18 protein-coding genes and 1 pseudogene are annotated in these 26,212 nt (G+C 74.1%); 2 read left to right on the forward strand and 17 right to left on the reverse strand.

Features of this window, described 5'->3' with window-relative positions:
- Nucleotides 1-310: 310 nt before the first annotated feature.
- Nucleotides 311-508 carry a hypothetical protein gene (locus AB0R04_RS19940; protein ID WP_363372835.1) on the reverse strand — a complete coding sequence of 66 codons (198 nt, stop codon included), beginning with the start codon at nucleotides 506-508 and terminating at the stop codon, nucleotides 311-313.
- Nucleotides 509-916: 408 nt separating this feature from the next.
- Between AB0R04_RS19940 and AB0R04_RS19945 the strand changes: the two are divergent.
- Nucleotides 917-2,194: pseudogene (locus AB0R04_RS19945) on the forward strand (serine/threonine-protein kinase); the annotation flags it as partial.
- Between the two features lie 771 nt (nucleotides 2,195-2,965).
- Here the strand turns inward: AB0R04_RS19945 and AB0R04_RS19950 are convergent.
- Nucleotides 2,966-3,778, reverse strand: a complete 813-nt coding sequence (locus AB0R04_RS19950; protein WP_363372838.1) for an RNA methyltransferase — start codon at nucleotides 3,776-3,778, stop codon at nucleotides 2,966-2,968.
- A gap of 100 nt (nucleotides 3,779-3,878) precedes the next feature.
- On the opposite strand from AB0R04_RS19950, the gene AB0R04_RS19955 reads away from it, so the two are divergent.
- Nucleotides 3,879-6,620, forward strand: coding sequence for a SpoIIE family protein phosphatase (locus tag AB0R04_RS19955; RefSeq protein WP_363372840.1), 2,742 nt, complete (start codon nucleotides 3,879-3,881; stop codon nucleotides 6,618-6,620).
- 81 nt (nucleotides 6,621-6,701) lie between these two features.
- On the opposite strand, the gene cobA is transcribed toward AB0R04_RS19955, so the two are convergent.
- The 15 genes from cobA to argJ form a co-directional block, all read right to left on the reverse strand.
- On the reverse strand, nucleotides 6,702-7,979 hold the full coding sequence (gene cobA / locus AB0R04_RS19960) for a uroporphyrinogen-III C-methyltransferase (RefSeq protein WP_363372843.1): 1,278 nt from the start codon (nucleotides 7,977-7,979) through the stop codon (nucleotides 6,702-6,704).
- A 109-nt stretch (nucleotides 7,980-8,088) separates the two neighbouring features.
- Entirely contained in the window at nucleotides 8,089-11,970 is a 3,882-nt protein-coding gene (gene cobT, locus AB0R04_RS19965) for a nicotinate-nucleotide--dimethylbenzimidazole phosphoribosyltransferase (protein WP_363372845.1), read from the reverse strand.
- A gap of 536 nt (nucleotides 11,971-12,506) precedes the next feature.
- A complete protein-coding gene (gene cbiE, locus AB0R04_RS19970) occupies nucleotides 12,507-13,772 on the reverse strand; it encodes a precorrin-6y C5,15-methyltransferase (decarboxylating) subunit CbiE (RefSeq protein WP_063346833.1) in 1,266 nt (421 codons plus the stop codon).
- A 253-nt stretch (nucleotides 13,773-14,025) separates the two neighbouring features.
- Nucleotides 14,026-14,676, reverse strand: a complete 651-nt coding sequence (locus tag AB0R04_RS19975; protein ID WP_363372849.1) for a GNAT family N-acetyltransferase — start codon at nucleotides 14,674-14,676, stop codon at nucleotides 14,026-14,028.
- A 198-nt stretch (nucleotides 14,677-14,874) separates the two neighbouring features.
- The gene (locus AB0R04_RS19980) at nucleotides 14,875-15,699 is read right to left on the reverse strand and encodes a MetQ/NlpA family ABC transporter substrate-binding protein (protein ID WP_063346836.1); all 825 of its coding nucleotides are present in this window, start codon (nucleotides 15,697-15,699) and stop codon (nucleotides 14,875-14,877) included.
- 58 nt (nucleotides 15,700-15,757) lie between these two features.
- Nucleotides 15,758-16,495 carry a methionine ABC transporter permease gene (locus tag AB0R04_RS19985; protein ID WP_363372851.1) on the reverse strand — a complete coding sequence of 246 codons (738 nt, stop codon included), beginning with the start codon at nucleotides 16,493-16,495 and terminating at the stop codon, nucleotides 15,758-15,760.
- A complete protein-coding gene (locus AB0R04_RS19990; RefSeq protein WP_063346838.1) occupies nucleotides 16,492-17,517 on the reverse strand; it encodes an ATP-binding cassette domain-containing protein in 1,026 nt (341 codons plus the stop codon). The genes AB0R04_RS19985 and AB0R04_RS19990 overlap by 4 nt, the downstream gene beginning before the upstream one ends.
- 566 nt (nucleotides 17,518-18,083) lie before the next feature.
- Nucleotides 18,084-18,587 carry a GNAT family N-acetyltransferase gene (locus tag AB0R04_RS19995; RefSeq protein WP_063346839.1) on the reverse strand — a complete coding sequence of 168 codons (504 nt, stop codon included), beginning with the start codon at nucleotides 18,585-18,587 and terminating at the stop codon, nucleotides 18,084-18,086.
- 455 nt (nucleotides 18,588-19,042) lie between these two features.
- On the reverse strand, nucleotides 19,043-19,300 hold the full coding sequence (locus AB0R04_RS20000) for a hypothetical protein (RefSeq protein ID WP_159398377.1): 258 nt from the start codon (nucleotides 19,298-19,300) through the stop codon (nucleotides 19,043-19,045).
- Between the two features lie 107 nt (nucleotides 19,301-19,407).
- Entirely contained in the window at nucleotides 19,408-20,844 is a 1,437-nt protein-coding gene (gene argH, locus AB0R04_RS20005) for an argininosuccinate lyase (RefSeq protein WP_363372855.1), read from the reverse strand.
- A gap of 44 nt (nucleotides 20,845-20,888) precedes the next feature.
- Nucleotides 20,889-22,082, reverse strand: a complete 1,194-nt coding sequence (locus AB0R04_RS20010) for an argininosuccinate synthase (protein ID WP_063346842.1) — start codon at nucleotides 22,080-22,082, stop codon at nucleotides 20,889-20,891.
- 182 nt (nucleotides 22,083-22,264) lie between these two features.
- The gene (locus tag AB0R04_RS20015) at nucleotides 22,265-22,813 is read right to left on the reverse strand and encodes an arginine repressor (RefSeq protein ID WP_063346843.1); all 549 of its coding nucleotides are present in this window, start codon (nucleotides 22,811-22,813) and stop codon (nucleotides 22,265-22,267) included.
- A gap of 23 nt (nucleotides 22,814-22,836) precedes the next feature.
- On the reverse strand, nucleotides 22,837-24,042 hold the full coding sequence (locus AB0R04_RS20020; RefSeq protein WP_063346844.1) for an acetylornithine transaminase: 1,206 nt from the start codon (nucleotides 24,040-24,042) through the stop codon (nucleotides 22,837-22,839).
- Entirely contained in the window at nucleotides 24,039-24,914 is an 876-nt protein-coding gene (argB, locus tag AB0R04_RS20025; RefSeq protein ID WP_063350977.1) for an acetylglutamate kinase, read from the reverse strand. Before argB ends, AB0R04_RS20020 begins: the two co-directional genes overlap by 4 nt.
- A gap of 143 nt (nucleotides 24,915-25,057) precedes the next feature.
- Nucleotides 25,058-26,212, reverse strand: coding sequence for a bifunctional glutamate N-acetyltransferase/amino-acid acetyltransferase ArgJ (gene argJ, locus AB0R04_RS20030; RefSeq protein WP_363372899.1), 1,155 nt, complete (start codon nucleotides 26,210-26,212; stop codon nucleotides 25,058-25,060).

Genomic DNA, 26,212 nt, shown 5'->3' on the forward strand with positions numbered 1-26,212 from the left:
GTATCGCGCACAGTAACGGCCGGGGCCGCGATCCGTCAGGATCGCGGCCCCGGCTGTTTGGCGTTGACGACGGCTTCGGGGCAGCCGACGCCTTCGAGACAGACGACGGCTTCGGGAAAAGATGAAGAGCCGCGTACGGTCGCCCTCACCGACGTCCGTACGCGGCGTCTCCGCCTGCCGGGGCGCTCTGCGCACCACACACGCCCGTCCGCGTGTCATCGCGGCCGCGGCCTCCCCGGCGGCACTGCTCCCCGTCCCCAGGGGACCAGTGCCCGTTTCTGTGGCCGACCCCGTCGGGGCCGGCGTGATCTCAGCGGCCGATCAGATCGGCGACGGCCTGGGCCTGGTTCGCCATCTGATCCCAACCGCCGAACAGCAGCACCAGCAGCACCGCGCACGGCAGGGCCATGGCCAGCGCCACGGCCGGGTGCCTGGTGGGCTGCTCGGCCGACCGGGACTGGATGACGGCCGACCGACGGCGGGGGTTTCCCGTGAGCTGCGGTGCCATGCCCTTACTCCTGTGGTCCGGTCGAGTTGGCGCGGTGAACGGCTTACCTCGGGGGACGAGCTCCCCGTCCACCGCTGAACACAACGCTATTGCTCAGGGGGCCGTCCGGGCGTCATGCCGTCGTACTGTTCCTCGGGCATCCCGGAGGATGACGCTCAGACTTCAGGCGTACTACCGCAGGGGGAGGGAGCCTTGGCCGCGACCCCGGGGGAACCCTGAGGGGCAACCCCGAGAAACGCTTCGGCACCCCTATGACCTGCGGGTCAGCGCACGATCCGACAATCACACGGCTGCTTGAGGTGTTGCGTATCAGCACACCGCAGGGGGCAGTCCGTAAGCTGTGCCAGACAGGAACTGACGATGCCCCAACCGACGGGGCCTCACCCACAGGCTGACGGGGAACGGAACATGGCGATGATGCGGCTGAGGCGTGAGGACCCCCGCATCGTCGGGCCGTACCGCCTGCACCGGCGACTGGGCGCCGGCGGCATGGGCGTGGTCTACCTCGGCTCCGACCGCCGCGGACAGCGCGTCGCCCTCAAGCTGATCCGCGCCGAACTCGCCGAGGACCAGGAGTTCCGCACCCGCTTCGCCCGCGAGATCGCCGCCGCCTCCCGCATCCGGGGCGGCTGCACCGCCCGCGTCGTCGGCTCCGACATCGAGGCCGACCGCCCCTGGCTCGCCACCGCCTACGTGCCCGGGCCCTCCCTCTACAAGCAGGTCGGCGACGAAGGGCCGCTGAGCTGGCCCGAGGCCGCCCGGATCGGCGCCGCACTCGCCGACGGGCTGGTCAAGGTGCACGAGGCCGGGGTCGTCCACCGCGACCTCAAGCCCTCCAACATCCTGCTCTCGCCGCGGGGCCCGCGCATCATCGACTTCGGCATCGCCTGGTCGCGCGGCGCCAGCACCCTCACCCACGTCGGCACCGCCGTCGGCTCCCCCGGCTTCCTCGCGCCCGAACAGGTCCGCGGCGCCGCCGTCACCCCCGCCACCGACGTGTTCGCGTTCGGGGCCACCCTCGCCTACGCGCTCACCGGGGACACCCCGTTCGGATCCGGGGCGTCCTCCGAAGTCATGCTCTACCGGGTCGTCCACGAGGAACCCGACCTGTCCGCCGTACCGACGCCGCTGGCACCGCTCATCCGTGCCTGCCTCGCCAAGGAACCCGCCGAGCGGCCCGGCGCGGCCGCACTGCACGAGCGCCTCAGCGAACTCGCGGCGCGCGGGGCGGCAGCCGGAACCGCCACCCGGACCGCGCGGCCCGGCCACGGGCGGGCCACGGCACCCGCCCCGGCGGGCCCGGCGGCCCAGCCCGCCCCCGACGGCGCCCGGCACGGCGTGCCCGCGCCCGGACGCTCCCCCGAACCCGCCGCCCCGGCACGGTCCCGGGCCGCCGCCGCAGCCGCGGCCCGACGCTCGCAGGCGGCCACCGCCCCGCTCCCCCGGCCCGAGGCCACACCGGTGACCCGCCCGCTGCGGGAGCGGCCGCACACCCCGCCCCCCGGCCGGCCCGGCACCCGCGACCGCGGGCACCCCCGGGACCGCCAGCACACCCCCGCCCCCGGCGGGCGGCCCGGCAACGCGCGGCAGCGGCTGCTGCGGCAGCGGCTCGTGGTCTTCGTCACCGTGACGCTCGGCGTCGCACTGGCCATCGCGGCCGCCCAGGGGTGCGAGAACCGCAGCAAGCAGGGCCTGCGGCCGTCCGGCGGGTCCAGCGCCAGTGCGCCCGCCGCGGGCGGCGCGCAGGCCGTGACGGGGACCTCGGTGGACGGGGCCACCGCCGCAGCCCCCGGCACCCAACCCCCCGCCGCCCAGCCTCCGGCCACCCCGCCCGCCGCGGCCGCGGCCGCACACGGCGGCGCGGGCGACAGCCCGTTGGCGCCCCCGTACGGATCGGGGCCGGTGGTGGACTGGCCCAACCGCAGCTACCCCGACGGGACCGGCGGGCCCGGCATCGCGCTCCGGGACGGCCGGTCGGTCGGGGCCGGCCCGCAGGTCGTGCTCAGCTCCGTGCTGCCCGCCCGGTACAAGGGCGCCCCGGCTGCGGTCGTCGTCCTGCGGCGGGCCGAGGGCTCGGTGCCGGTCGACCTCGTCCAGCTCTTCTCCTTCATCGGGGACACCCCGGTCGCCGCCACCTCCCGCACCTCGGCGGCCGACCCGCAGGCGACGGCCACCTGGCGGCTCGACGGCGGGACGGTCGTCCGCGAGGAGCGGGTCGCCGCGACCGGCGCGACCACCTCGACCCGCTACACCGTCCGTACCGACGGCACCCTGGACGAGTCATGGCCCGGCGCCTCCGGCCCCGCCACCCAGCCCCCGGCCGCCGCCCCGGCTCCGCCCACCGCTGCGGCGGGCTGAGCACGGGAGGGCGCGGCGCAGGAAGTCGGCCGGGCCGACTTCCTGCTTCCGCTTCCTGTGTGAGGGCTCCTCCGGCGTGAGAGGAAGCCGACGTCCCCGTCAGACGGTGGGGGCGGTGACGGCGTAGAAGGAGACGGCGGCGGCGGCGCCGACGTTGAGGGAGTCGATGCCGTGGGCCATCGGGATGCGGACGGCGTGGTCGGCGGCGGCGAGGGCGGGTCCGGTCAGGCCGTCGCCTTCGGCCCCGAGCATGAGGGCCGCCTTGGGGAGGCGGTGCGGGGCGAGGCCGGCGAGGTCGACGGCGCCGTCGGCGGGGGTCAGGGCCAGCAGGGTGAACCCTGCGGTGCGGACGGTCTCCAGGGCGGCCGGCCAGGGGTCGAGCCGGGCGTAGGGCACCGCGAAGACGGCACCCATGGAGACCTTCACGGCGCGCCGGTACAGCGGGTCGGCGCAGTCGGGCGAGAGCAGGACGGCGTCCATGCCGAGGGCGGCGGCGCTGCGGAAGATCGCGCCGAGGTTGGTGTGGTCGACCAGGCCTTCCAGGACGGCGACCCGGCGGGCCCCGGCGAGCAGGTCCGCGGCCTGCGGCAGCGGCTTGCGTTCCATCGAGGCGAGCGCGCCGCGGTGGACGTGGTAGCCGGTGACGGCTTCGGCGAGCCCCGGCTCGACGACGTGGACGGGGGCGTCCGCCTCGGTGATGACATCGGCCATCACCTCCAGCCACTTGGAGGTCAGCAGCATCGACCGCATCCGGTAGCCGGCGGCGAGGGCACGGCGGATGACCTTCTCCCCCTCCGCGATGAACAGGCCTTCGGCGGGTTCGCGCCGACGGCGCAGTTCGACGTCGGTGAGGCCGGTGTAGTCGCCGAGGCGGGGGTCGGCGGGGTCGGTGATGGTGCTGGGTTCGGACACCCTGCGATCTTGCCAAGGCGGGGCGGGGAAGGCCAAACGGCCCAAGCCGCGGGGCGGGCTGGCCTTGGCCCTGTGCCAGCCATGGTGCAAACATGGCCGTATGGCCCGTTTTCCGGGCCGATCCTGGGCTCCGTCGGCCTCTGGTGCTACTGGTTCCGCCGGCTCCTCCGGTGGGCGCCCAAACGGTCGGCTACAGCTGCCACGCGCGAAGCGGCCGTGGCCCGTACGGCACCGGTCGGTGGCCGGGCAGGTGTTCGCGCTGCAGGTCCTCGTCGTCCTGCTGCTGGTGGCGGCGGCCGCGGTGGCGCTGGTGGTGCAGTCGCGCACCGACGCCGACCACGAGGCCCGCAACCGGTCGGTGGCGGTCGCGCAGACCTTCGCCAACTCGCCGGGCATCGTCGACGCACTGCGCTCCCCCGACCCGACCGCGGTCCTGCAGCCCAAGGCGGAGGCCGCGCGGATGTCGTCGGGCGTCGGCTTCATCGTCGTGCTGAACGACGACGGCGTCCGCTACACCCACCCCGACCCGGCCCTGATCGGCCACACGTTCGTCGGCACCTACCTGCCCGCGGTGCACGGGCAGGTGGTGACCGAGCGCGTCACCGACTCGCTCGGCCCGCTGGTCCAGGCGGTGGTCCCGGTGTACGCGCCGGACGGCTCGGTGGCCGGGCTGGTCTCGGCGGGCGTCACGGTGCGCAGCGTCAGCAGCGCGAGCGAGCGGCAGCTGCCGGTGGTGCTGGGCGCCGCCGCGGGCGCGGTCGGGCTGGCCACCCTCGGCACGGCGCTGATCAGCCGGCGGCTGCGGCGCCAGACCCACGGGCTGGGCCCCGCGGAGATGACCCGGATGTACGAGCACCACGCGGCCGTGCTGCACGCGGTGCGCGAGGGCGTCATGATCGTCGGCGCGGACGGTCGGCTGCTGCTCTGCAACGACGAGGCGCGGCGGCTGCTGGACCTGCCGCCGGACGCCGAGGGCCGGCCGGTGACCGAGCTGGGCCTGGAGCCCGCGCCCGAGGAGTTGCTGACCGCCCAGCGCCCGGTGACGGACGAGGTGGTACTGGCCGGGGAGCGGCTGCTGGCGGTGAACGTCCGGCTGACCGACCAGGCGGGCGGCCCGCCGGGCTGCGTCGCCACACTGCGTGACTCCACCGAGCTGCTGGCGCTGTCCGGCCGGGCCGAGGGCGCGCAGCGGCGGCTGCGGCTGCTGTACGACGCCGGGGTGACGGTGGGCAGCTCGCTGGACGTGACGCGGACGGCGGAGGAACTGGCGCAGGTCGCGGTGCCCCGGTTCGCGGACTTCGTCACGGTGGACCTGGCGGACCAGGTGCTGACGGGCGAGGAGCCGCCGCCGGGCACCTCGCTGGGGCGGATGCGCCGCGTCGCGCTCGCCGGGATCCGGGACGACGCCCCGTTCTACCCGGTGGACACGGTGCTGGACGTGGTGCCGGCCACCCCGCTGGCCGCGGCGCTGCACAGCGGGGAGTCGGGGCTGGAGCCCTGGCTGGCCCAGGCCCCGGGGTGGCGGGAGCAGGATCCGGAGCGGTCGGCCCGGGTGCTGGCGTACGGGGTGCACTCGATGGTGCGGGTGCCGCTGCGGGCGCGCGGGGTGCTGCTGGGGGTGGCCCGGTTCTGGCGGGCGGACCGCTCGGAGGCGTTCGAGGCGGACGACCTGGTGCTGGCCGAGGAGCTGGTGGCGCACGCGGCGGTGTGCATCGACAACGCGCGCCGCTACACCCGGGAGCACGCGATGGCGGTGACGCTCCAGCACAGCCTGCTGCCGCGCAACCTGCCGCCGCAGAGCGCGCTGGACGTCGCGCACCGCTACCTGCCGGCCCAGGCCGGGGTGGGCGGGGACTGGTTCGACGTGATCCCGCTGCCGGGCGCGCGGGTGGCCCTGGTCGTCGGGGACGTGGTGGGGCACGGCCTGCACGCGGCGGCGACGATGGGCCGGCTGCGGACGGCGATCCACAACTTCTCGACGCTGGACCTGCCGCCGGACGAGCTGCTGGGGCACCTGGACGACCTGGTGAACCGGATCGACCAGGACGAGGCCGGGAGCGGCGAGAGCGCGGCCCTGACCGGGGCGACCTGCCTGTACGCGATCTACGACCCGGTGGCGCGGCGGTGCACGCTGGCCAGCGCCGGTCATCCGCCGCCCGCCGTGGTGGGCCCGGACGGGCGGGTGGTGTTCCCGGAGCTGGCGACCGGGCCGCCGCTGGGGCTGGCGGTGCTGCCGTTCGAGAACGTCGAGCTGGACCTCGCGGAGGGCAGCCGTCTGGTGCTGTACACCGACGGGCTGGTGGAGGACCGCGAGCGCGACATCGGTGAAGGGCTCGAACTGCTGCGGGCGGCGCTGACCGGGCCGCCGCGCACGCCGGAGCAGACCTGCGCGGACGTGCTCGGGGCGATGCTGCCGGAGCGTCCGCTGGACGACATCGCGCTGCTGGTGGCGCGGACCAGGGTGCTGGCGCCGGACCAGGTCGCGGAGTGGGAGGTGCCGCCCGAACCGGCGGCGGTGGGCGCCGTCCGGGCCGAGGTCGCGCAGCGGCTGGCGGCCTGGGGGCTGGACGAGGCGGCGTTCGTCACCGAGCTGATCCTGAGCGAACTGGTGACCAACGCCATCCGGTACGGCACCGGGCCGATCCGGGTGCGGCTGCTGCGGGACCGGGCGCTGATCTGCGAGGTGTCGGACGGCAGCAGCACCTCGCCGCACCTGCGGTACGCGGCGACCACGGACGAGGGCGGGCGCGGGCTGTTCCTGGTCGCGCAGTTCGCGGACCGCTGGGGGACGCGCTACACGGCGACGGGGAAGGTGATCTGGACGGAGCAGCCGCTGGAGTAGCCGCCTGGAGTGGCCGAGTGGCCGGCCAGAGGGGGAAGTCGGAGTGGGAAGTCGACGGGCCCGACTTCCCACTCCGGGCGCTCAGCGCTGGAAGGCGGCCGCCAGGACGTTGACCACGTCGCCGACGACGATCACGGCCGGCGGCTTGATCCGCTCGGCCTCGACGGTCGCGGCGACGGTGGCCAGGGTGGCGTCCACCCGGCGCTGGGCGGCGGTGGTGCCCTCCTGGACGATCGCGACCGGGGTGTCGCCCGGGCGGCCGTGCTCGACGAGCTTCGCGGCGATCGCACCGATCTTGTCCACGGCCATCAGCAGCACCAGGGTGCCGCGCATCTTCGCGGCGGCCTCCCAGTTGGTGAGCGAGCGCTCGTCGTCCGGGCCGACGTGACCGGAGATCACGGTGAACTCGTGCGTCATGCCCCGGTGGGTGACCGGGACGCCGGCCGCCGCCGGGACGCTGATCGAGCTGGAGATGCCCGGGACGACGGTGACCGGCAGTCCGGCCTCGGCGCAGGCGAGCAGCTCCTCGCCGCCGCGCCCGAAGACGTACGGGTCGCCGCCCTTGAGTCGGACCACGAACTTGCCGGCCCTGGCGTGCTCGATCAGCGTCCGGTTGATCGCCTCCTGGGCCATGAACCGGCCGTAAGGGATCTTGGAAGCGTCGATCACCTCGACGTGCTCGGGCAGTTCGGCGAGCAGCTCGCGCGGGGCGAGGCGGTCGGCGACCACCACGTCGGCGTCGGCCAGCAGGCGGCGGCCGCGCACGGTGATCAGGTCCGGGTCGCCCGGGCCGCCGCCGACCAGGGCGACGCTCCCCTGGCCCGGCTGGCCCGAGGCGCCGCCGACGCCGTGCGCGCGGAACTGGCGGACGGCCAGCGAGCCGTCCCGCAGGCCGTCCACGATGGCGTCGCGCAGAGCGGCGGAGTGGCGCGGGTCACCGGTGAGGACCGCGACGGTGGCACCCGCGTCGCGGCCGCTGGCCGGGGTCCACGCGGTGGCGGCGGCGGCGTCGTCGCTGCGGGCGCAGAACACCCGCTCGCGCTCGGCCTCGGCGCTGACGGCACCGTTGACCGCCGGGTCGTCGGTGGCGACCAGGGCGTACCAGGCGCCGGCCAGGTCGCCGTCCCGGTACGGGCGGGCGTGCCAGGTGAGCTCGCCCGCATCGGCCATCGCCTGCACGGCCGGGGTGGTGGCCGGCGATATCAGGTGCAGCTCCGCACCGGTGGCGATCAGCGCGGGGAGCCGGCGCTGCGCGACCTGGCCGCCGCCGACCACAACCACGCGGCGGCCGGCGAGCAGCAGGCCGACCGGGTACGGGGTACGGCCTTCGGTGCTGGGGTGCGGGGTGGGCGCGGTCATCGGCGGTGCTCCTGATCGGGGGTGAGGGTCCGGGGTGCGGGTGCGGCGTGACGCCGCTCCGCGGACCGGCGCGCCCTCGGGCCGGTCCGCGGAGTGGTGACGGAGGACATCAGCCCTTCTCGGTGACCCCGGCGGAGTCGAAGGTGGCTACATCGTGCATCGCCCGGGCCGCGCTCTGCACCAGCGGCAGGGCCAGCAGGGCACCGGTGCCCTCGCCGAGCCGCAGGTCCAGGTCGATCAGCGGACGCAGGCCCAGCTTCGCCAGCGCGGCCTGGTGGCCGGGCTCGGCGGAGCGGTGGCCGGCGATGCAGGCCGCCAGCACCTCGGGGGCGATCGCCTTGGCCGCCAGCGCGGCCGAACCCGCGATGACGCCGTCCAGGACCACCGGGGTGCGCAGCGAGGCCGCGCCCAGCAGGAAACCGGCCAGGGCCGCGTGCTCCAGGCCGCCGACGGCCGCGAGGACGCCGATCGGGTCGGCCGGGTCGGGCCGGTGCAGGGCCAGCGCGGCCCGGATGACCTCGATCTTGCGGGCGTGCGTCTCGTCGTCGATGCCGGTGCCGCGGCCGGTGACCTCGGCCGGGTCGAGGCCGGTGAACACCGAGATCAGGGCGGCCGAGGCGGTGGTGTTGGCGATCCCCATGTCGCCGGTGACCAGCGCCTTGTTGCCCGCCGCGACGAGGTCGCGGGCGGTCTCGATACCGACCTCGATGGCCTTGAGGGCCTCCTCGCGGGTCATCGCCGGACCCTGGGTCATGTCGGCGGTGCCGGGCTTGACCTTGCGCGGCAGCAGGCCGGTGGTGCGGCCCTGCTGGATGGCCTCCGGCAGCTCGGCGGCGACACCGACGTCGACCACGCAGACCTCGGTGCCGATCTGCTTGGCGAAGGAGTTGATCACCGCTCCCCCGGCCAGGAAGTTGCCGACCATCTGGGCAGTCACCTCCTGCGGCCACGGGCTGACGCCCTGCGCGTGCACGCCGTGGTCACCCGCGAAGATCGCCACGCAGGCGGGCTCCGGGATCGGCGGCGGGCACTTGCGGGACAGGCCGCACAGCTGGGCGGAGATGATCTCCAGCATGCCGAGCGAGCCGGCCGGCTTCGTCATCCGCTTCTGCCGGTCCCAAGCCTCGCCGAGCGCCTTGGCGTCCAGCGGGCGGATGCCGCGCAGGGTCTCGGCGAGCAGGCTCTGCGGCTCCTCGCCGGGCAGCGCGCGGTTGCCGTACTGCTCCTCGTGGACCACCCAGGACAGCGGGCGCTTCTTGGCCCAGCCCTGCTGCTCCAGCTCGGGCTCGTCCGGGAAGGAGTCGACGAAGCCGACGCACAGGTAGGCGACGACCTCCAGGTGCTCGGGCAGGCCGAGCTCGCGGACCAGCTCCTCGTCGTCGAAGAAGCTCACCCAGCCGACGCCCAGGCCCTCGGCGCGGGCGGCCAGCCAGAGGTTCTCGACCGCCAGGGCGGCCGAGTACGGGGCCATCTGGGGCTGGGTGTGCCGGCCCAGCGTGTGCCGGCCGCCGCGGGTGCGGTCGGCGGTCACCACGATGTTGACCGGCGTCTCGAGGATGGCCTCGATCTTGATTTCCTTGAACTGCTTGGCCCGGCCCTTGGGCAGCGAGTCCGCGTACACCTCGCGCTGGCGCTCGGCCAGGGCGTGCATCCGCCGGCGGGTCTTGGCCGAGCGGATCACCACGAAGTCCCAGGGCTGGGAGTAGCCGACGCTGGGCGCGGTGTGGGCGGCCTCCAGGACGCGGATCAGCACCTCGTGCGGGATCGGGTCCGGGCGGAAGCCGTTGCGGATGTCGCGGCGCTCGCGGATCACCTGGTGGACGGCCTCGCGTTCGGCCTCGCCGAAACCGGGCGCGGCCGGGCCGCGGGGCTCGGCCGGCTCCTCGGCCTGCTCCTCTGCCTGTGCTTCCTCGGCCGGCTGCTCCGCCTGGTCCTCCGTCGGCGCCTCTGCCGGTTCCTCCGTCGACGCCTCCGTCTGCGGCTCGGCGGCCTGCTCGGCAGGCTCGGCCGGCTGCTGCTCGGCGGCGGGGGCCTCGGCTGCCACGGACGCGTCAGCGGCCTGGTCGGCGGCGGGGGCCTCCGGTGCGGCGGCCTCCTCGGCCACGGGCTCGGCGGCCACGGGCTCGACGGGGGCCGACTCGGCGGCGGGGGCCTGCTCGGCGGACTCTGCGGCCGGCTCGGTGACGGGCTGAGCCTGGTCCTCCGGGGTGGCCGGGGCGGTCTCGGCGACCGGCTCGGCGGCGGTCTCGATGGTCTCCGCGGTTGCGGCAACGGGCTCGGTGGCGTCGGCAGCCTCGGTGACCGGGGTGGCGTCCGCGACCGGCTGCGGCGCGGTCTCCGCTGCGGCGGCCTCGGCCTCAGGCTCGACGACGGGCTCGACCGGGGCCTCGACGGCCTGGTCCACGACCGGCGCGGCCTCCTGCGGCTGCTCGCCCTCGGCGGGCTCGATAACGGGCTCGGCAGCGACCTCGACGGCAGCCTCGACGGGCTCGACGACGGCCTGGCCGGAGGGCATCTCGCCCGTGCCGGCGGCGGTCTCGGCGACCGCCTCGACGACCGTTTCGACGACGGGCTCGACGACCGCCTCCGGCGCGGGCGCCACGGCCTCGGCGGGCTCGCCAGTCTCGACCGCTCCAGCGGCCTCGACGGGCGGGGCGGCCTGGACCGGCTCCTCGGCCGGCTCCTCGGCCGCTATGGGAGCGGGCTGCTGCGGGGCGGCCTCCTCGGCCACCGGGGCCTGCGCGGCCGCCGCGACCGGAGGCAGACCGGTGGGCGCGGCGAGGAATGCGGAGATGCGCCGCGGCGGGCCGGCCGGGGCGGGGGCCTCGGTCTGCTCCGCGGGCGCGGCCTGCGCGGCGGCCTCGACGCCAACCTCGGCGACGGGCTCGACGGCAGCCTCGGCGACGATCTCGACCGGAGCCTCGGCGGGCGCCGTCACCACGGCCCCAGCGACCGGCGTGCCGCTCGGGTCGGCGACCGGCTGGCCGGACTCCGCCGGGACCGGCTCGGCCACGGCGGCCGGCGCCGCGTCCACCACGGCCTCGGCGACGACGACGGCCTCCGGCAGTTCGACGACCTCGATCACCTCGATCGCCCCGACCGTCTCGACGGCCAGCTGGGCCTCGACCGGGTGCGAGGCCAGCGGCACCTGCTGGAACTCCTGGGCCTCCGTCGCGGGAACCGCCGGCGCCACCGAAGGCGCGGGCGCTGCCGGAACGGCCTGCGGCGCGGCGGCCGGCGCCGGGGCGACGGCCTCCGCCATCGGCGGCCGGCCGACCACCGGGATGCCGTGCGCGGGCGTGCCGCCCTGCGACGGGCCGCGGTCGGCGAGCGAGCGCACCGGGACCTGGCCGGTCATCAGCGACGGGTCCGGGATCGGCGGGCCTGCGTGCAGCGGGCGGCGCGGCGGCTGAGCGGCCGTCATCGCCTCCGTGGCCTGCGGGTGCGCCGGGGCGGCGTGGAACGGCTGCTGCGCCTGCTCGGCGCCGAGCGCCGGCGGCTCCAGCGGCGGCCACGAAGGCTCGACCGGCGTGCCGTCCTGCTGCGGGGCGAGCGGCGTCTGCTCGGTCGGGAGGGGCGCCAGCGGCTCGCCCCAGGAGCCCTGCGGACCGGGCATCAGCAGGACGTCGTCCTCGTCGTCCTGGTCGAGGAAGTGGAAGGCCGGACGCGGGGCGCCCGGGTCGATTCCCCAGCCCTCACCGGGCACACCGGGAGCCGGTGCGCCGGGAGCCGACAGGCCGGGGGCCGGTACGGCGAAGCCGGACGCGCCCAGCGGCTGGCCCTGCGGCGGGATGACACCCGCGCCGGGGGGCATCGCACCACCGGCCGGGCCGTGGCCCGGCGCCGTCGGGTTCGGGATCACACCGCCGTCCGTCGCGACGCCCTGGAGGGGTGCAACGCCCGCGACGCCCTCCGGTCCGCCGAGCGTGTCCGGCCCGGCGTTCAGGTGCTCCGGCAATCCCTCGCCCGGGACGTGGCCGCCATCGGTCATTGTCAAACGCTCCTTCCAGGCCGCTGCCGCGCCCTTGGCGACACGATCACCGACCGCAGCGCCCATCCGCACGGGCCGGGCCTGCACCGGCCCGTCCCTCAACCACACGCGGCCGCCGCGCCGAGGCGCTGCGGCCCAAGTCTTTCCGGCGCACTGCGGCACCCCGGCCTGCGCGCCGCCCACACCGGGCGGCGCACCATCTGAAACAACGACAACCCGGAGCAACCGGCACGACCGCACCGGACCCTACGGCATTCTCCAGGTCCGGCACGCGGCCCGTCGAATTGCCCACACTCCGAGCAAAACCGGATTGCACCACGTCAAAAAGGCGACAAACCGACTGAATCGGGTGGGTCGCCGACCGCCGCAGCCGCCCAGGACGCCACACTACCGGCCCAGCACGGTCACCTCTCGAATCGGTGTCCGGATGCGACCTGGATCACCGCCCGGCCCCACCACGACCCCTCAGCAGCACAGCGCGGGACCAGAATGCGCCCGGCGGATCAGGCCGAATCCACAGGACGCACCCCGGTCCTTCACGCGATCTGCTCACCCCAGAGCAGTAGCACGCCGGTTCCACCCGCCCCCAGAACCAGCCCGCCACCGGCGCCACCGGCGGCCGACAGCGGAGTGGACTGCAGCAGCACACCGTCCGCCCGGTAGCCGGCCTCGGCGATCGCCCGGTGGATCTGCTCCCCCTCCGCGAGGGTCCGGGGCACCGCGACGAACCGCTCAGGACGGCGGGCCAGCACCGCGCGCACCACGTCGAGGCCGCCGGACTCCACCACCGCCACGTCCGGCTCGGGCAGGCCGCCCAGCACCTCGGGGCCCTGCCCGTGCACGGTCTCCACCTCGACGCCGTACCGGCGCGCGTTCACCGCCAACCCGGCGCAGGCCGAGCGGGACGCCTCGACCGCGACCACGGCGGCGCCGAAGCGGGCCGCCTCCACCGCGAGGGCGCCGCTGCCCGCGCCGACCGACCAGACCAGGTCCCCCGGACGAGCACCCAGACGGGCCAGCACCAGGGCGCGCACGTGCGCGGGGAGCGCCTCCGATGCGCCGGGCTCGTCCCCCGCGCGCCCGGCGCCCGCGTAGGCGTCACCGGGGAGCGCCCAGCCGCGGTCCGCGCCGGGGAAGCCGACCGGGCGCCCTGCCAGCCAGCCGGCCTCCGTGTCGACCCCGCCGGCCTGGGGACCGCCGTGGCCGCCGATCACCAGCACCACGTTGGGGTCGCGCCACACGTGGTCGGCGATCCGGTCGGAGGTGAGGACGGTGACGTCCTCGTCCGGGGTGCCGAGGGCCTCGCAGACCACGAAGGTCCGGTGCACCCCGCGCAGCATGAGGGCCAGTTCGCTCGGCCCCGCACCGGGCGCGGTCAGCACCGCGACCTTGGGGTGGGCCCGGCAGATGTTGGCCGCGCGGCGCAGCCGTCCGCCGTGGGCGCTGACCACCTGGGCGTCCTCCCAGGGCATGCCGGCCCGGGCGAAGGCGGCAGCGACCGAGGAGACGGCGGGCAGGACCTCCAGTTCGAGGCCGTACTCGGGGCGGCGCAGCGCGCGCACGACGCCGAAGAAGCCCGGGTCGCCCTCGGCGACCACGACGGCGGCGCCGCGGTGCTCGGCGATCCGCCGGGCGGCCTGCCGGACGTTGCCGAGGGTGATCCGCTCGGCGGCGTCCGGCACCGGGAGGGCGTTCAGTTGGTAGGGGGCGCCGGCCACCAGGGTCGCTGCGGCGAGGGCCGCGCCGGCGGCCTCGGTCAGCGGCGTGCCGTCCCACCCGATGACCGTGATCCGGTCAGCCATCTGCGGCCGTTCTCCCTCGACTCGGTGCGCGGACCGGCCTGCGACCCGGGGTGTCCCTGTGGTGTCACCCGGTGTGCGACTCGGTGCGCCGACAAACCGCGCCGGTGTGCGGCGCCGGTGCAGAGGCTACCGGGTGTGATCCCCTCGGCGCCGACATCTCGTACACATGTCCGTGACGAGCCGCCGGCGGATCGGCTGCTCAGGCGGCTCAAACGGCTCGGGCGGTACAGGCGGCTCGCGCGATCGGGGCTGCTCAGTCGCGCAGCACGTAGCGCTGGTCGCCGTGCCAGCCGCCCCGCTGCGGCTCGGGCTCGGGCGCGTCCAGGTCCTCCGGGAGCAGGCTCCACAGGATGAGGTCGCTGCGGCTCTCCACCGCGGCCTCGCCGGACCCGCCGGACTCGCCCCGGACTATCCAGGCGCTGCGCAGCACGCCCTCGCTGATGCCGCCGATCTTCTGGGCGACCTGCTGGGCGGCGGTGTTCCCGGCGGCGGTGCGCAGCTCCAGGCGCAGGAAGTCGCGGTCCTCGAACAGCCACTGGCTGACGCCGAGGACGGCCTCGGGCGCGTAGCCCTCGCCGCGGGCCCAGGAGGCGGTGACGTAGGAGATCTCGGTGCTGCGCAGGCGCCAGTCGGTGTTGCGCAGTTCGACCAGGCCGACCAGGCGCTGGGTGAGGTGCTCGGTGACGGCGAAGACGATGCCGCGGCCGGCGGCCCGGTGGGCGGGGGCGAGGGTGCGGGCGAGTTCGGTCGCGTACGCCTCGGTGAAGGGGTGCGGCAGATCGGTCCAGGCCAGGACGAGTTCGTCCGCCATCATCGTGGCCAGGCCGGGCGCGTCGTCCTCCGCAAGGGGCCGCAGCAGAAGCCGTTCGGTGCTGATGGCGGTCTCGGGGAAGCTCGCTGCCATGCCGTCTCTCCTCGCCGGGTCGTGAACACAACACCGTACGCCCCCGCCGTGCCCCGGGTGTCACGCGGTGCGCCGCCCGCACGACGGTACGTCAGAACGCCGCCGACCAGGGCGCCCCGGGTGCATCCTGCCCGACCGGACCCCCGCCGAGGTGCGGCGGGGGCCCGGTCGGGGTCAGGGCGTGGATCGGACCGCGGCTCAGAAGGCCGGGATGACCGAACCCTGGAAGGTGTCGTCGATGTACTTCTTGACCTCGTCGGAGTGCAGCAGCTCGGCCAGCTTCTTCACGCGCGGGTCGTTCTCCTTGCCCTTCTTCACGGCGAGGATGTTGGCGTACGGGTTGCCCTCGGCCTTCTCCAGCACCAGCGCGTCGGTGGCGGGCTTCAGACCGGAGTCGAGCGCGTAGTTGCCGTTGATGACGGCGGCGTCGAGGTCGGCGATGGAGCGGGGCAGCTGGGCGGCCTCCAGCTCCTTCCACTTGAGGTTCTTCGGGTTGCCCGTCACGTCGGCCGGGGTGGCGGCGGTGGTGACGCCGTCCTTCAGCGTGATGAGCTTGTTGTCGGCGAGCAGCTTGAGCGCGCGGCCCTCGTTGGTGGCGTCGTTGGGCAGGCCCACGGTGGCGCCGTCCGGCAGGTCGGCGATCGACTTGACCTTCTTGGAGTAGACGCCGAGCGGCTCCAGGTGCACGGGCTCGACCGAGACGATGTCGGTTCCGTGCTTCTTGTTGAAGTCCTCCAGGTACGGGACGTGCTGGAAGTAGTTGGCGTCGGCCGAACCGTCCTGCACCGCCGTGTTGGGGGTCACGTAGTCGGTGACCTCCTTGATGTCGAGCTTGAGGCCCGCCTTGGCCGCGAGGTTGTCCTTGACGTACTTGAGGATCTGCCCGTGCGGGGTGGGGCTGGCGATGACCTTGAGCGGCGCGTTCGGGTCCGAGGAGGAGGACCCGGAGCTGCCGCACGCGGCCAGCGAGAGGGCGATGCCGGCGGTGGCGAGGATGCTGGTGAACTTCAGGGCGTTGCGCACGAAAAGTGCCTTTCTGCGTGATACGGGGAGCCGTGGTCCGGTGTCGGACCCGGGAGGTCTAGGGGGCGACGAGGTCCTCGTCGGGGGCGGCCGGTCCGGCGGGGGTGCGGCCCAGCAGGCGGGTCCGGCCGCCGGTGCCGCCGCGGTTGGCGAGGCGCCGGACTGCGAAGTCGCCGATCAGCTGGACGGCGGTGACGAGGATCACCAGCTCGGCCACGATGACCCACATGAAGGCGGTCTCGAAGCGCTGGTAGCCGTAGTTGACGGCGAGCGTGCCGAGGCCGCCGCCGCCGACCGTGCCGGCCATCGCGGAGTAGCTGATCAGCGTGATGATCGTGGTGGTCACCGAGGCGGCGATGCCGGGCAGCGCCTCCGGGAGCAGCGTCTTGCGGACGATCGTCCAGGTGCTGCCGCCCATCGCCTGGACGGCCTCGACCAGGCCGCGGTCGACCTCGCGGACGGAGGTCTCGACCAGGCGGGCGAAGAACGGGATGGCGCCGATGGTGAGCGGCACGGTCGCCGCCTGCCAGCCGATGGAGGTGCCGACCAGCCAGCGGGTGAAGGAGATCAGCGCGATCATCAGGATGATGAACGGCACCGAGCGGGCGATGTTCACCACGAAGGCGATCGACTTGTTGACGGCCCGGTTGGCCAGCAGCCCGCCCTTGTCGGTCAGCACCAGCAGGATGCCCAGCGGCAGGCCGAGCAGCACGGTGACGGCCGTGGAGACGCCGACCATCTGGAAGGTCTCCTGCGTGGCGGGCCCCATCAGGGCCCACATCTGGTCCCAGGTCATGCCACCGCTCCGTCCGCCGCGCCCAGTACGTCCACCTGTAGGCCCTGCTCGCGCAGGTAGCCGATCGGCACCACGTTGTCCTGGTGGCCGCCGGAGAGCTCGACCCGCATCCGGCCGACCATCCGGCCGGCGATGGTCTCCACCGCGGCGCCGAGGATGTTGATGTCGATCTGGTAGGTGCGGGCCAGCTGGGAGACGAAGGGCTGGGCCGAGGAGTCGCCCTGGAAGGTGATCTCCAGCACGGTCGAGCCGGGGTGGCCGGTGCCGAACTCGCTGAGCGGGAACAGCTCGCGGGCCAGCTCGGAGCCGGGCTCGGCCAGCAGGTCGGTCAGCCTGCCGGACTCGACGACCCGGCCGCCGCGCATCAGGGCCGCGGAGTCGCAGACGGACTTGATGACGTCCATCTCGTGGGTGATCAGCAGGACGGTGAGGCCGAGCTGCTGGTTGAGGTCGCGCAGCAGCTTGAGGATCGAACGGGTGGTCTCCGGGTCGAGCGCCGAGGTGGCCTCGTCGGAGAGCAGCACCTTGGGGTCGCCGGCCAGGGCCCGGGCGATGCCGACGCGCTGCTTCTGGCCGCCGGAGAGCTGGTTGGGGTAGCTGCGGGCCTTGTCGCCGAGGCCGACCAGGTCGAGCAGTTCGGCTGCCTTGCGGCGGCGCTGGGTGCGGTCCAGTCCGATGATCTCCAGCGGGAGCTCGACGTTCTGCTGGACGGTCCGCGAGGAGAGCAGGTTGAAGTGCTGGAAGACCATGCCGATCCGGCGCCGCGCCTCCCGCAGTTCCCGGCCGGCCCGGTTCTCGCCGCCGGACAGCGCGGTCAGCTCGACCCCGTCCACCGTGACGGTGCCGGAGGTCGGACGCTCCAGCATGTTCACGCAGCGGATGAGGGTGGACTTGCCGGCACCGCTGGTGCCGACGACTCCGTAGACCTCGCCAGGGCGGACGTGCAGGTCGACGCCGGCGAGGGCGCTCACCTCGCGGCCTCGGGAGCGGTAGACCTTCGTGAGGTCCGTGGTGGTGATCACAGCTGCTTCCGTGGGTCGGGGGCGGGCGGCGGGCGGCCGCCCGACCGGGGTGCGGTCGGCGACGTGCACGGCGCTTCGCCAGGGGGATCCGGACCTGCCACCTCTTGATCGTGGCCGCTGCGCGGCCGGGCCGCGCGACGGCGTGGCCCTTACGAGTCATCGGGCGCGAGTCGTCGTGGACGACCACCCGCCCATGGATGGGCAGGCGGGGAGAAGGGGTGTGGCAGGCTGGGCACGCTCGCACGGACGGGAACGACGCCGGGTCTCGCTTCGGGGCGCGAGGTGGGGGCACCCTCAACCGGGTGCCGGGGGCGGTGGCCCTCAGCGGTGACACATTCGACGGCACATGGCGCGCTCACCTGCCGGCAGGGTGCCGGTGGGGGTCCATTTCGTCGTCGCAGTCATGTGAGCCAGTAAATCAGATGGGTCGATTTGGACCCAATTACTTGGATGTGATGTCCGCAATGCGGACACTCGACGCCGCCACCAGCGACGATATGGCTCGGCGCCGCCACCGGAGTGTCCGGATGGTGGCGGCGCCGTGCGGGCCGGAACGGGCGGAGGGCTCAGGCGGTCGCGGCGAGCGACACCACGGCGGGCTTCTCCAGGTGCACCAGGCTGAGCCGGTCGGTGACCGGCTCGACCGCGGACTGACGGTAGCCCAGGCGGGTGTACAGCCGCAGGTTGCCGAGGCTGCGGTGGCCGGTGAACAGGCGGTAGGAGGTCACCGGACGGCCGTCCTCGGCGAGGCGGCGCTCCAGCGCGTCCAGCAGCCGGCCGCCCAGGCCGTGCCGCTGCATCCTCGGGTGGACGACCAGGCGCCCTATCCGGCCGACGCCCTCGGCGTCGACGTGACCACGGACGGTGCCGACCACCTCGTCGCCCAGCCGGGCGACCAGGACGTACTGCCCGGACAGTTCGGCGCGCAGGCTCTCCAGGCTCTGCGTCAGGGGCTCGATCGCCCAGTCGCCGTACAGCTCCGCCTCGGGCTGGTAGCCGAGGTACTGGAGCTTGAGGATCTGCTCCGCGTCCTCGGCGTCCGCCGCCGAGATGATCACGCTCATGCCCATGTGCTGGGGCCTCCCCATCGTCGTGCCCGGCGCGCAAACGTGAGGGTGCCGCACCGGATGTCCTGCCGGAGATGTCCCGGCCGGGGATCTGCCCTGACCGGGGGTGGCGCACGAACGTACCAGCCGCGCGGCCCGGAAGTGCCCGGGTCGACGGCGACGCGCTCACGCTCAGTATCCGAGCGATCGCGGCACCGTCAAGAGCTACGTTCGCCAGCGCTCTACCCGCGTGTCAGCTGCTCTCAACCTTCCGGGCGTTCGACGTGGCGAGGGTCACGCGGGGGCGGGGCGGGTGGTGGGGCGGGTGGAGGGTGCCGCGCGCGGGGCATGGCCGGGGGCGGCGACGGCTCGACGTGGCGAGGGTCACGCGGCGGCCGGGCGTGCGGAGCGTCACCCGGGCGGAGCCGCCTCCGGGGTGATCTGCGTGCGGAGCGTCACCAGCCGCTCGCGGATACCGCTCACGGGTACCGCTCGGCATGGAGGAGGATCCGCAGGCAGGCGAGGCAGCGGGAGCGGGTCGGCCCGATCGAGCCGCGCGGCATGCCGAGGCGTTCGGAGAGCTCCCGGTAGGTCGGCGGCGGATCCTCGGCAAGGGCGGCGACCAGCTCGGGGCAGCGGCCCGGCAGGCCGGCCACGGTCTCGCGGACCACGCGGCGGCGGCGTTCGGCGAGGAAGACGTCCTCGGCGGAGGGGACGGGCGGAAGGGTAGTGCACACACCGTGCATGACGGGCCGGGGCGGGCCGGGTTACGCCCGACCGGGGGTGCGGACGCCGGAGGGGCGCGACGGTCGGACCGTCACGCCCCTCCCCCGCAGACCGGCGGTCAGCCCTGGATCCACTCCTGCTGCCGCGCCAGGTCCGCCTTCACCTCGGCGAGCTGGACCGCCACCGCCGACGGCGCGGTGCCGCCGCGCCCGTTGCGCGAGGCGATGGCGCCGTGCACGCTGAGCACCGACCGGACCTCGGGCGTCAGGTGCACCGAGATCGCCGCGAACTGCTCGTCCGTCAGGTCGGACAGCTCGATGCCCTCGGCCTCGCAGACCTTGACGCAGGCGCCGGCCACCTCGTGCGCGACCCGGAACGGCACGCCCTGCCTGACCAGCCACTCGGCGATGTCGGTGGCGAGCGAGAAGCCGGCCGGGGCCAGCTCCTCCAGCCGCTCCCGGTGCACGGTGAGGGTGGCCATCATCCCGGTGAACGCGGGCAGCAGCACCTCCAGCGTGTCGCAGGAGTCGAACACCGGCTCCTTGTCCTCCTGGAGGTCCCGGTTGTAGGCGAGCGGCAGGGCCTTGAGGGTGGCCAGCAGGCCGGTCAGGTTGCCGATCAGCCGGCCGGACTTGCCCCGGGCGAGCTCGGCGATGTCCGGGTTCTTCTTCTGCGGCATGATCGAGGAACCGGTGGAGAAGGCGTCGTGCAGCGTGATGAAGCCGAACTCCTTGGTGTTCCAGATGATCACCTCCTCCGCGATCCGGGAGAGGTTGATGCCGATCATCGCGGTCACGAACGCGAACTCGGCGACGAAGTCGCGCGAGGCCGTGCCGTCGATGGAGTTGCCGACCGAGCCGCCCTCGAAGCCGAGGTCGGCGGCGACGGCCTGCGGGTCGAGGCCGAGCGAGGAGCCGGCCAGCGCCCCGGAGCCGTACGGGGAGACGGCGGTGCGGACGTCCCACTGGCGCAGCCGCTCGGCGTCCCGGCCGAGGGCCTGCACGTGCGCGAGGACGTGGTGGGCGAAGAGGACGGGCTGGGCGTGCTGGAGGTGGGTGCGGCCCGGCATCGCGGTGTCCGGGTGCGCCTCGGCGAGGCCGACCAGGGCGTGCTGGAGGTCGAGCACCAGGGCGCCGATGGTCTTGGCGTGGTCCCGCAGGTACATCCGGAACAGGGTGGCGATCTGGTCGTTGCGCGAGCGCCCGGCCCGCAGCTTGCCGCCGAGGTCGGCGCCGAGGCGCTCCAGCAGGCCGCGCTCCAGGGCGGTGTGCACGTCCTCGTCGGCGACGGTCCCGGTGAAGGTGCCCGCCTGGACGTCGGCGAGCAGCTGGTCGAGGCCGGCCAGCATCGCGGCGAGCTCGTCGTCGGAGAGCAGGCCGGCCTTGTGCAGGACCCGGGCGTGGGCCTTGGAGCCGGCGATGTCGTACGGCGCGAGGCGCCAGTCGAAGTGGACCGAGGCGGAGAGCCTGGCCAGCGCCTCGGACGGGCCGTCGGCGAAGCGCGCGCCCCAGAGGCGGACGTCGGCGGTCTGGTCGGCGTGCTGGTCGGCGGACATCGCGTGGGCTCCTGACGGGGAAGGGGGGTGGGGACGGGAGGGGATCAGGCGAGGTCGCGGCGGGCGGCGAGCTTCGAGGACATCCCGAAGATCTCGATGAAGCCCTTGGACATCGACTGGTCGAAGGTGTCGCCGGTGTCGTAGGTGGCGAGGTTGAAGTCGTACAGCGACTGGTCGGACTTGCGGCCGTTGACCACGGCCCGGCCGCCGTGCAGGACCATCCGGATCTCGCCGGTGACGTGCTGGTTGGCCTCGTTCACGAAGCCGTCCAGCGCGCGCTTGAGCGGGGAGAACCAGAGGCCGTCGTAGACGAGTTCGGCCCAGCGCTGCTCCACCTGCCGCTTGTAGCGGGCGAGTTCGCGCTCGACGGTGACGTTCTCCAGGGCCTGGTGGGCGGTGATCAGGGCGATCGCGCCGGGGGCCTCGTAGATCTCCCGGGACTTGATGCCGACCAGCCGGTCCTCGACCATGTCCAGCCGGCCGATGCCCTGGGCCCCGGCCCGCTTGTTCAGCTCCTCGATGGCCTGGAGGACGGTGACCTTGCGGCCGTCGATCGCCACCGGGACGCCGGCGTCGAAGGTGATGACCACCTCGTCGGCCTCGCGCGGGGCGGCCGGGTCCTGGGTGTAGTCGTAGACGTCCTCGATCGGGGCGTTCCAGATGTCCTCCAGGAAGCCGGTCTCGACGGCCCGGCCGAAGACGTTCTGGTCGATCGAGTACGGGGACTTCTTGGTGGTGGCGATCGGCAGGCCCTTGGCCTCGGCGAAGGCGATCGCCTTGTCCCGGGTCATCGCGTAGTCGCGCACCGGGGCGATGCACTTCAGGCCGGGGGCCAGGGAGTTGATGCCGACCTCGAACCGGACCTGGTCGTTGCCCTTGCCGGTGCAGCCGTGCGCGACGGTGGTGGCGCCGTGCTTGCGGGCGGCGGCGGCCAGGTGCTTGACGATGACCGGCCGGGACAGCGCGGAGACCAGCGGGTACTGGCCCTGGTAGAGCGCGTTGGCCTTGATCGCCGGGAGGCAGTACTCGTCGGCGAACTCGTCGCGGGCGTCCGCGACCTCGGCCTCGACGGCGCCGCAGTCCAGCGCGCGCTGACGGATCGCCTCCAGGTCCTCGCCGCCCTGGCCGACGTCGACGGCGACGGCGATGACCTCGGCGCCCGTCTCCTCGGCGATCCAGCCGATGCAGACGGAGGTGTCCAGTCCGCCCGAGTAGGCGAGTACGACGCGCTCGGCCACGGCTTTCTCCTTACAGCTCTACGTACAGGGTTTCCGTACAGGTTTACGGCGACAGGCATAAGTATGCACTACTCCGTATGAAACACAAAACCCCGGCCGGGGAAGTTCTCCACCGGTCGGGGTTTCGTGTCGTGTCGCGTCGTTGTGCGTCGTGACGCGTCGGGGTCTCGCGTCGGGGCGCGCTACTGCGCCTTCGCCTGGGCGAGTTGCATGAGGTGGTCGGCGAGCGCCTGGCCGCCCGCCGGGTCCCGGCTGATCAGCAGGACGGTGTCGTCACCGGCGATGGTGCCGATGATCTCGAACACCTCCGCCTGGTCGATCGCCGAGGCGAGGAACTGCGCGGCCCCCGGAGGGGTGCGCAGCACCACCAGGTTGCCGGAGGCCGTCGCGGAGACCATCAGCTCGCCGGCCAGCCGGGCCATCCGGCCCTCGCTGGCCGACTCCCCCATCGGCGCGCGCGGCGTGCGGTCGCCGCCCTCCGCCGGGACGGCGTAGATCAGCGCGCCGTCCCGGTTGCGGATCTTGACCGCGCCCAGCTCGTCCAGGTCCCGGGAGAGGGTCGCCTGGGTGACCACGAGTCCGTCGTCGGCGAGCAGCTTGGCGAGCTGGCTCTGCGAGCGCACGGGCTGGCGGGTGAGCAGGTCCACGATCCGCCGGTGCCGCGCGGTGCGGGTCTGCGGCACCTGCGGCGACGGGCCTGCGGCGGACGGGCCGGAGTGGGAAACGGTCATGTGGTTATTCTCCCGGACAACGGTCAGCTCGCATCGGCCGGGGCGCCCTCGCGCACCGCCCGCAGGACGCCCGGCAGAGCGGCGAGGAAGGCGTCCGCCTCCTGCTCGGTCAGCACCAGCGGCGGGGCCAGCCGGACGGCGTCCGGGACGGCCGCGTTGACCAGGAAGCCCGCCTCCTGCGCGGCGGCCTGCACCTGTACCGAAACCGGCTCGGTGAGCACGATGCCGAGCAGCAGTCCGGCGCCGCGCACGTGCGAGACCAGCGGGTCGCCGATCGCCTCGACGCCCTGGCGCAGCCGCTCGCCGAGCTTGCGCACGTGCTCCAGCAGGCCCTCGGACTCGATGGTGTCCAGGACCGCGAGCCCGGCCGCCGCGGCCACCGGGTTCCCGCCGAAGGTGGTGCCGTGCTGGCCCGGGGTGAGCAGTTCGGCGGCCTCGCCGAAGGCCAGCACCGCGCCCATCGGCAGCCCGCCGCCGAGCGCCTTGGCCAGGGTGACGACGTCCGGCTCGACGCCCTCGACGGCTTGGTGGGCGTACCAGTACCCGGTGCGGCCGACGCCGGTCTGGATCTCGTCCAGGATCAGCAGGGTGCCCGTCGCCCGGGTGATCTCGCGGGCCGCCCTCAGGTAGCCCTCGGGCAGCGGGATGGCGCCGTTCTCGCCCTGGACCGGCTCCAGGAAGACCGCCGCGGTCTCGGTGGTGACGGCCGCGCGCAGCGCCTCGACGTCGCCGAACGGGACGTGCGTGACGTCGCCGGGCAGCGGGCGGAACGGCTCCTGCTTGGCCGGCTGGCCGGTGAGCGCGAGGGCGCCCATCGTCCGGCCGTGGAAGGCGCCCTGGAGGGCGACCAGGTGGGTGCGGCCGGTCCGACGGCTGATCTTGAACGCGGCCTCGTTGGCCTCGGCGCCGGAGTTGCAGAAGAACACCCGGCCGCCCTCCCGGCCGTCCAGCCGCAGCAGCCGCTCGGCGAGGGCGATGGTCGGCTCGGCCATGAAGAGGTTGGAGACGTGGCCCAGGGTGGCGATCTGCCGGCTGACCGCCTCGACGACCGCCGGGTGGGCGGTGCCGAGGGCGTTGACGGCGATGCCGCCGAGCAGGTCGGTGTACTCCTTGCCGTCGGCGTCCCAGAGCTTGGCGCCCGCACCGCGCACCAGCGCGATCCGCGGGGTGCCGTAGTTGTCGGTGAAGGCGTGCTGCCACCGGCCGGTCAGTTGCTCGTTCGCGGTCATGCCAGTCCCCCGGTCACGGTCTGTTCGTCGTCCGGCACGACCATCGTGCCGATGCCCTCGTCGGTGAAGATCTCCAGCAGCAGGCTGTGCTGCACCCGGCCGTCCAGGACGCGGGCGGTGCCCACCCCGGAGCGGACGGCGCGCAGGCAGCCCTCCATCTTGGGGAGCATGCCGCTGGCCAGGCTCGGCAGCAGCTCCTCCAGCTCGCTCGCGGCGAGTTGGCTGATCACGTCGTCGGAGTTCGGCCAGTCCGCGTAGAGGCCCTCGACGTCGGTCAGGACCACCAGCATCTCGGCGCCCAGCGAGACCGCGAGGGCGGCCGCGGCGGTGTCGGCGTTGATGTTGTAGACGTGGCCGTCGGCGCCGCGCGCGATCGAGGAGATGACCGGGATCCGGCCGTCGGCGATCAGCGCCTTCACGGCGCCGGCCTCGATGTTGACGATGTCGCCGACCAGGCCGATGTCGACCTGCTCGCCGTCCACCACCGCGTACCGCTTGACCGCCGTCATGGTGTGCGCGTCCTCGCCGGTCATGCCGACCGCGAACGGGCCGTGCTCGTTGAGCAGGCCGACCAGTTCGCGCTGCACCTGGCCGGCCAGCACCATCCGGACCACGTCCATGGTCTCGGGGGTGGTGACCCGCAGGCCGTTGGTGAAGCTGGACTCCAGGCCGAGCCGCTCCAGCTGGGCGCTGATCTGCGGGCCGCCGCCGTGCACCACGACGGGGTGCAGGCCTGCGTAGCGCAGGAAGACGACGTCCTGGGCGAAGGCCGATTTGAGGCTCTCGTCCACCATGGCGTTGCCGCCGAACTTGATCACGACGGTCTTGCCGTGGAAGCGCTCCAGCCACGGCAGCGCCTCGATCAGCGTCATCGCCTTGGGCAACGCGGTGTTGTTGCGGGCCTGTTCGCCCTTGGGTGCGATCTTCACGGGTGTCCCTCGTCCGAACGGGTGTCGCGCATCGGGTGTCGCGGATCAGGTGTCGCGCATCGGTGGCGCGCGTCACCTGTCGGGCATCAGGTCGAGTAGGCGCTGTTCTCGTGGACGTAGTCGGCGGTGAGGTCGTTGGTCCACAACGAGGCGCTCGCCGTACCGGCGTTGAGGTTCGCGGTGATGACGACCTCGCGGCCGGCCATGTCCACCAGGGTGCGGTCCTCGCCGACGCTGCCGTCCTTGCAGACCCAGACGCCGTTGATGGCCACGTCCAGCCGGTCCGGCTCGAAGGCGGCGTCGGTGGTGCCGATCGCGGCCAGCACCCGGCCCCAGTTGGGGTCCTCGCCGTGGATGGCGCACTTGAGCAGGTTGTTTCGGCTGATCGTCCGGGCGACGTCGACGGCCTCCTGCTCGGTGGCGGCGCCGGTGACGTCGATCCGGATGTCCTTGCTGGCGCCCTCGGCGTCGGCGATCAGCTGGCGGGCCAGGTCGGCGCTGACGGTGCGGACCGCCTCGGCGAACTCGGCCTCGTCCGGGACGACGCCGGAGGCGGCCGAGGCCAGCAGCAGCACGGTGTCGTTGGTGGACATGCAGCCGTCGGAGTCGATCCGGTCGAAGGTGGTGCGGGTGGCGCCGCGCAGCGCGGCGTCCAGGGCGGCGGCGTCCAGGTCGGCGTCGGTGGTGATCACGACCAGCATGGTGGCCAGGCTCGGGGCGAGCATGCCCGCGCCCTTGGCCATGCCGCCGACCGTCCAGCCCGCCGGGCTGGTGACCTGGGAGGTCTTGTGCACGGTGTCGGTGGTCTTGATGGCGATCGCGGCGGCCTCGCCGCCGGTCGCGCTCAGCTCCCGGGCGGCCAGCGCGACGCCGGGCAGCAGGACGTCCATCGGGAGGCGCTCGCCGATCAGGCCGGTGGAGGCGACGGCGACCTCGCCGGCGTTGAGCTCCAGCTCCTCGGCGACCTTCTCCGCGGTGGTGTGGGTGTCCTGGAAGCCGAGCGGGCCGGTGCAGGCGTTGGCGCCGCCGGAGTTGAGGACCACGGCGGACACCTGGCCGCCCTTGAGGACCTGCTCGGACCAGACGACCGGCGCGGCCTTGACCCGGTTGGCGGTGAAGACGCCGGCGGCGGCGAGCGCGGGGCCGTCGTTGACCACCAGGGCGAGGTCCGGGGTGCCGGAGGCCTTGATGCCGGCGGTCACACCGGCGGCCCGGAAGCCCTTGGCGGCCGTCACGCCCAC

Source organism: Kitasatospora sp. NPDC056731 (assembly GCF_040687675.1).
Lineage (GTDB): Bacteria > Actinomycetota > Actinomycetes > Streptomycetales > Streptomycetaceae > Kitasatospora.

Bases quoted from the DNA above. Each gene is read 5' to 3' on its own strand.
- cobT (WP_363372845.1), bottom strand. From the start codon at position 11,970: ATGACCGATGGCGGCCACGTCCCGGGCGAGGGATTGCCGGAGCACCTG.
- argB (WP_063350977.1), bottom strand. From the start codon at position 24,914: ATGACGCTGATCGAGGCGCTGCCGTGGCTGGAGCGCTTCCACGGCAAG.
- AB0R04_RS19955 (WP_363372840.1), top strand. From the start codon at position 3,879: ATGGCCCGTTTTCCGGGCCGATCCTGGGCTCCGTCGGCCTCTGGTGCT.
- AB0R04_RS19985 (WP_363372851.1), bottom strand. From the start codon at position 16,495: ATGACCTGGGACCAGATGTGGGCCCTGATGGGGCCCGCCACGCAGGAG.
- cbiE (WP_063346833.1), bottom strand. From the start codon at position 13,772: ATGGCTGACCGGATCACGGTCATCGGGTGGGACGGCACGCCGCTGACC.
- AB0R04_RS19975 (WP_363372849.1), bottom strand. From the start codon at position 14,676: ATGGCAGCGAGCTTCCCCGAGACCGCCATCAGCACCGAACGGCTTCTG.
- AB0R04_RS19940 (WP_363372835.1), bottom strand. From the start codon at position 508: ATGGCACCGCAGCTCACGGGAAACCCCCGCCGTCGGTCGGCCGTCATC.
- AB0R04_RS20020 (WP_063346844.1), bottom strand. From the start codon at position 24,042: ATGACCGCGAACGAGCAACTGACCGGCCGGTGGCAGCACGCCTTCACC.
- cobA (WP_363372843.1), bottom strand. From the start codon at position 7,979: ATGACCGCGCCCACCCCGCACCCCAGCACCGAAGGCCGTACCCCGTAC.
- argH (WP_363372855.1), bottom strand. From the start codon at position 20,844: ATGTCCGCCGACCAGCACGCCGACCAGACCGCCGACGTCCGCCTCTGG.
- AB0R04_RS19995 (WP_063346839.1), bottom strand. From the start codon at position 18,587: ATGGGCATGAGCGTGATCATCTCGGCGGCGGACGCCGAGGACGCGGAG.
- AB0R04_RS20015 (WP_063346843.1), bottom strand. From the start codon at position 22,813: ATGACCGTTTCCCACTCCGGCCCGTCCGCCGCAGGCCCGTCGCCGCAG.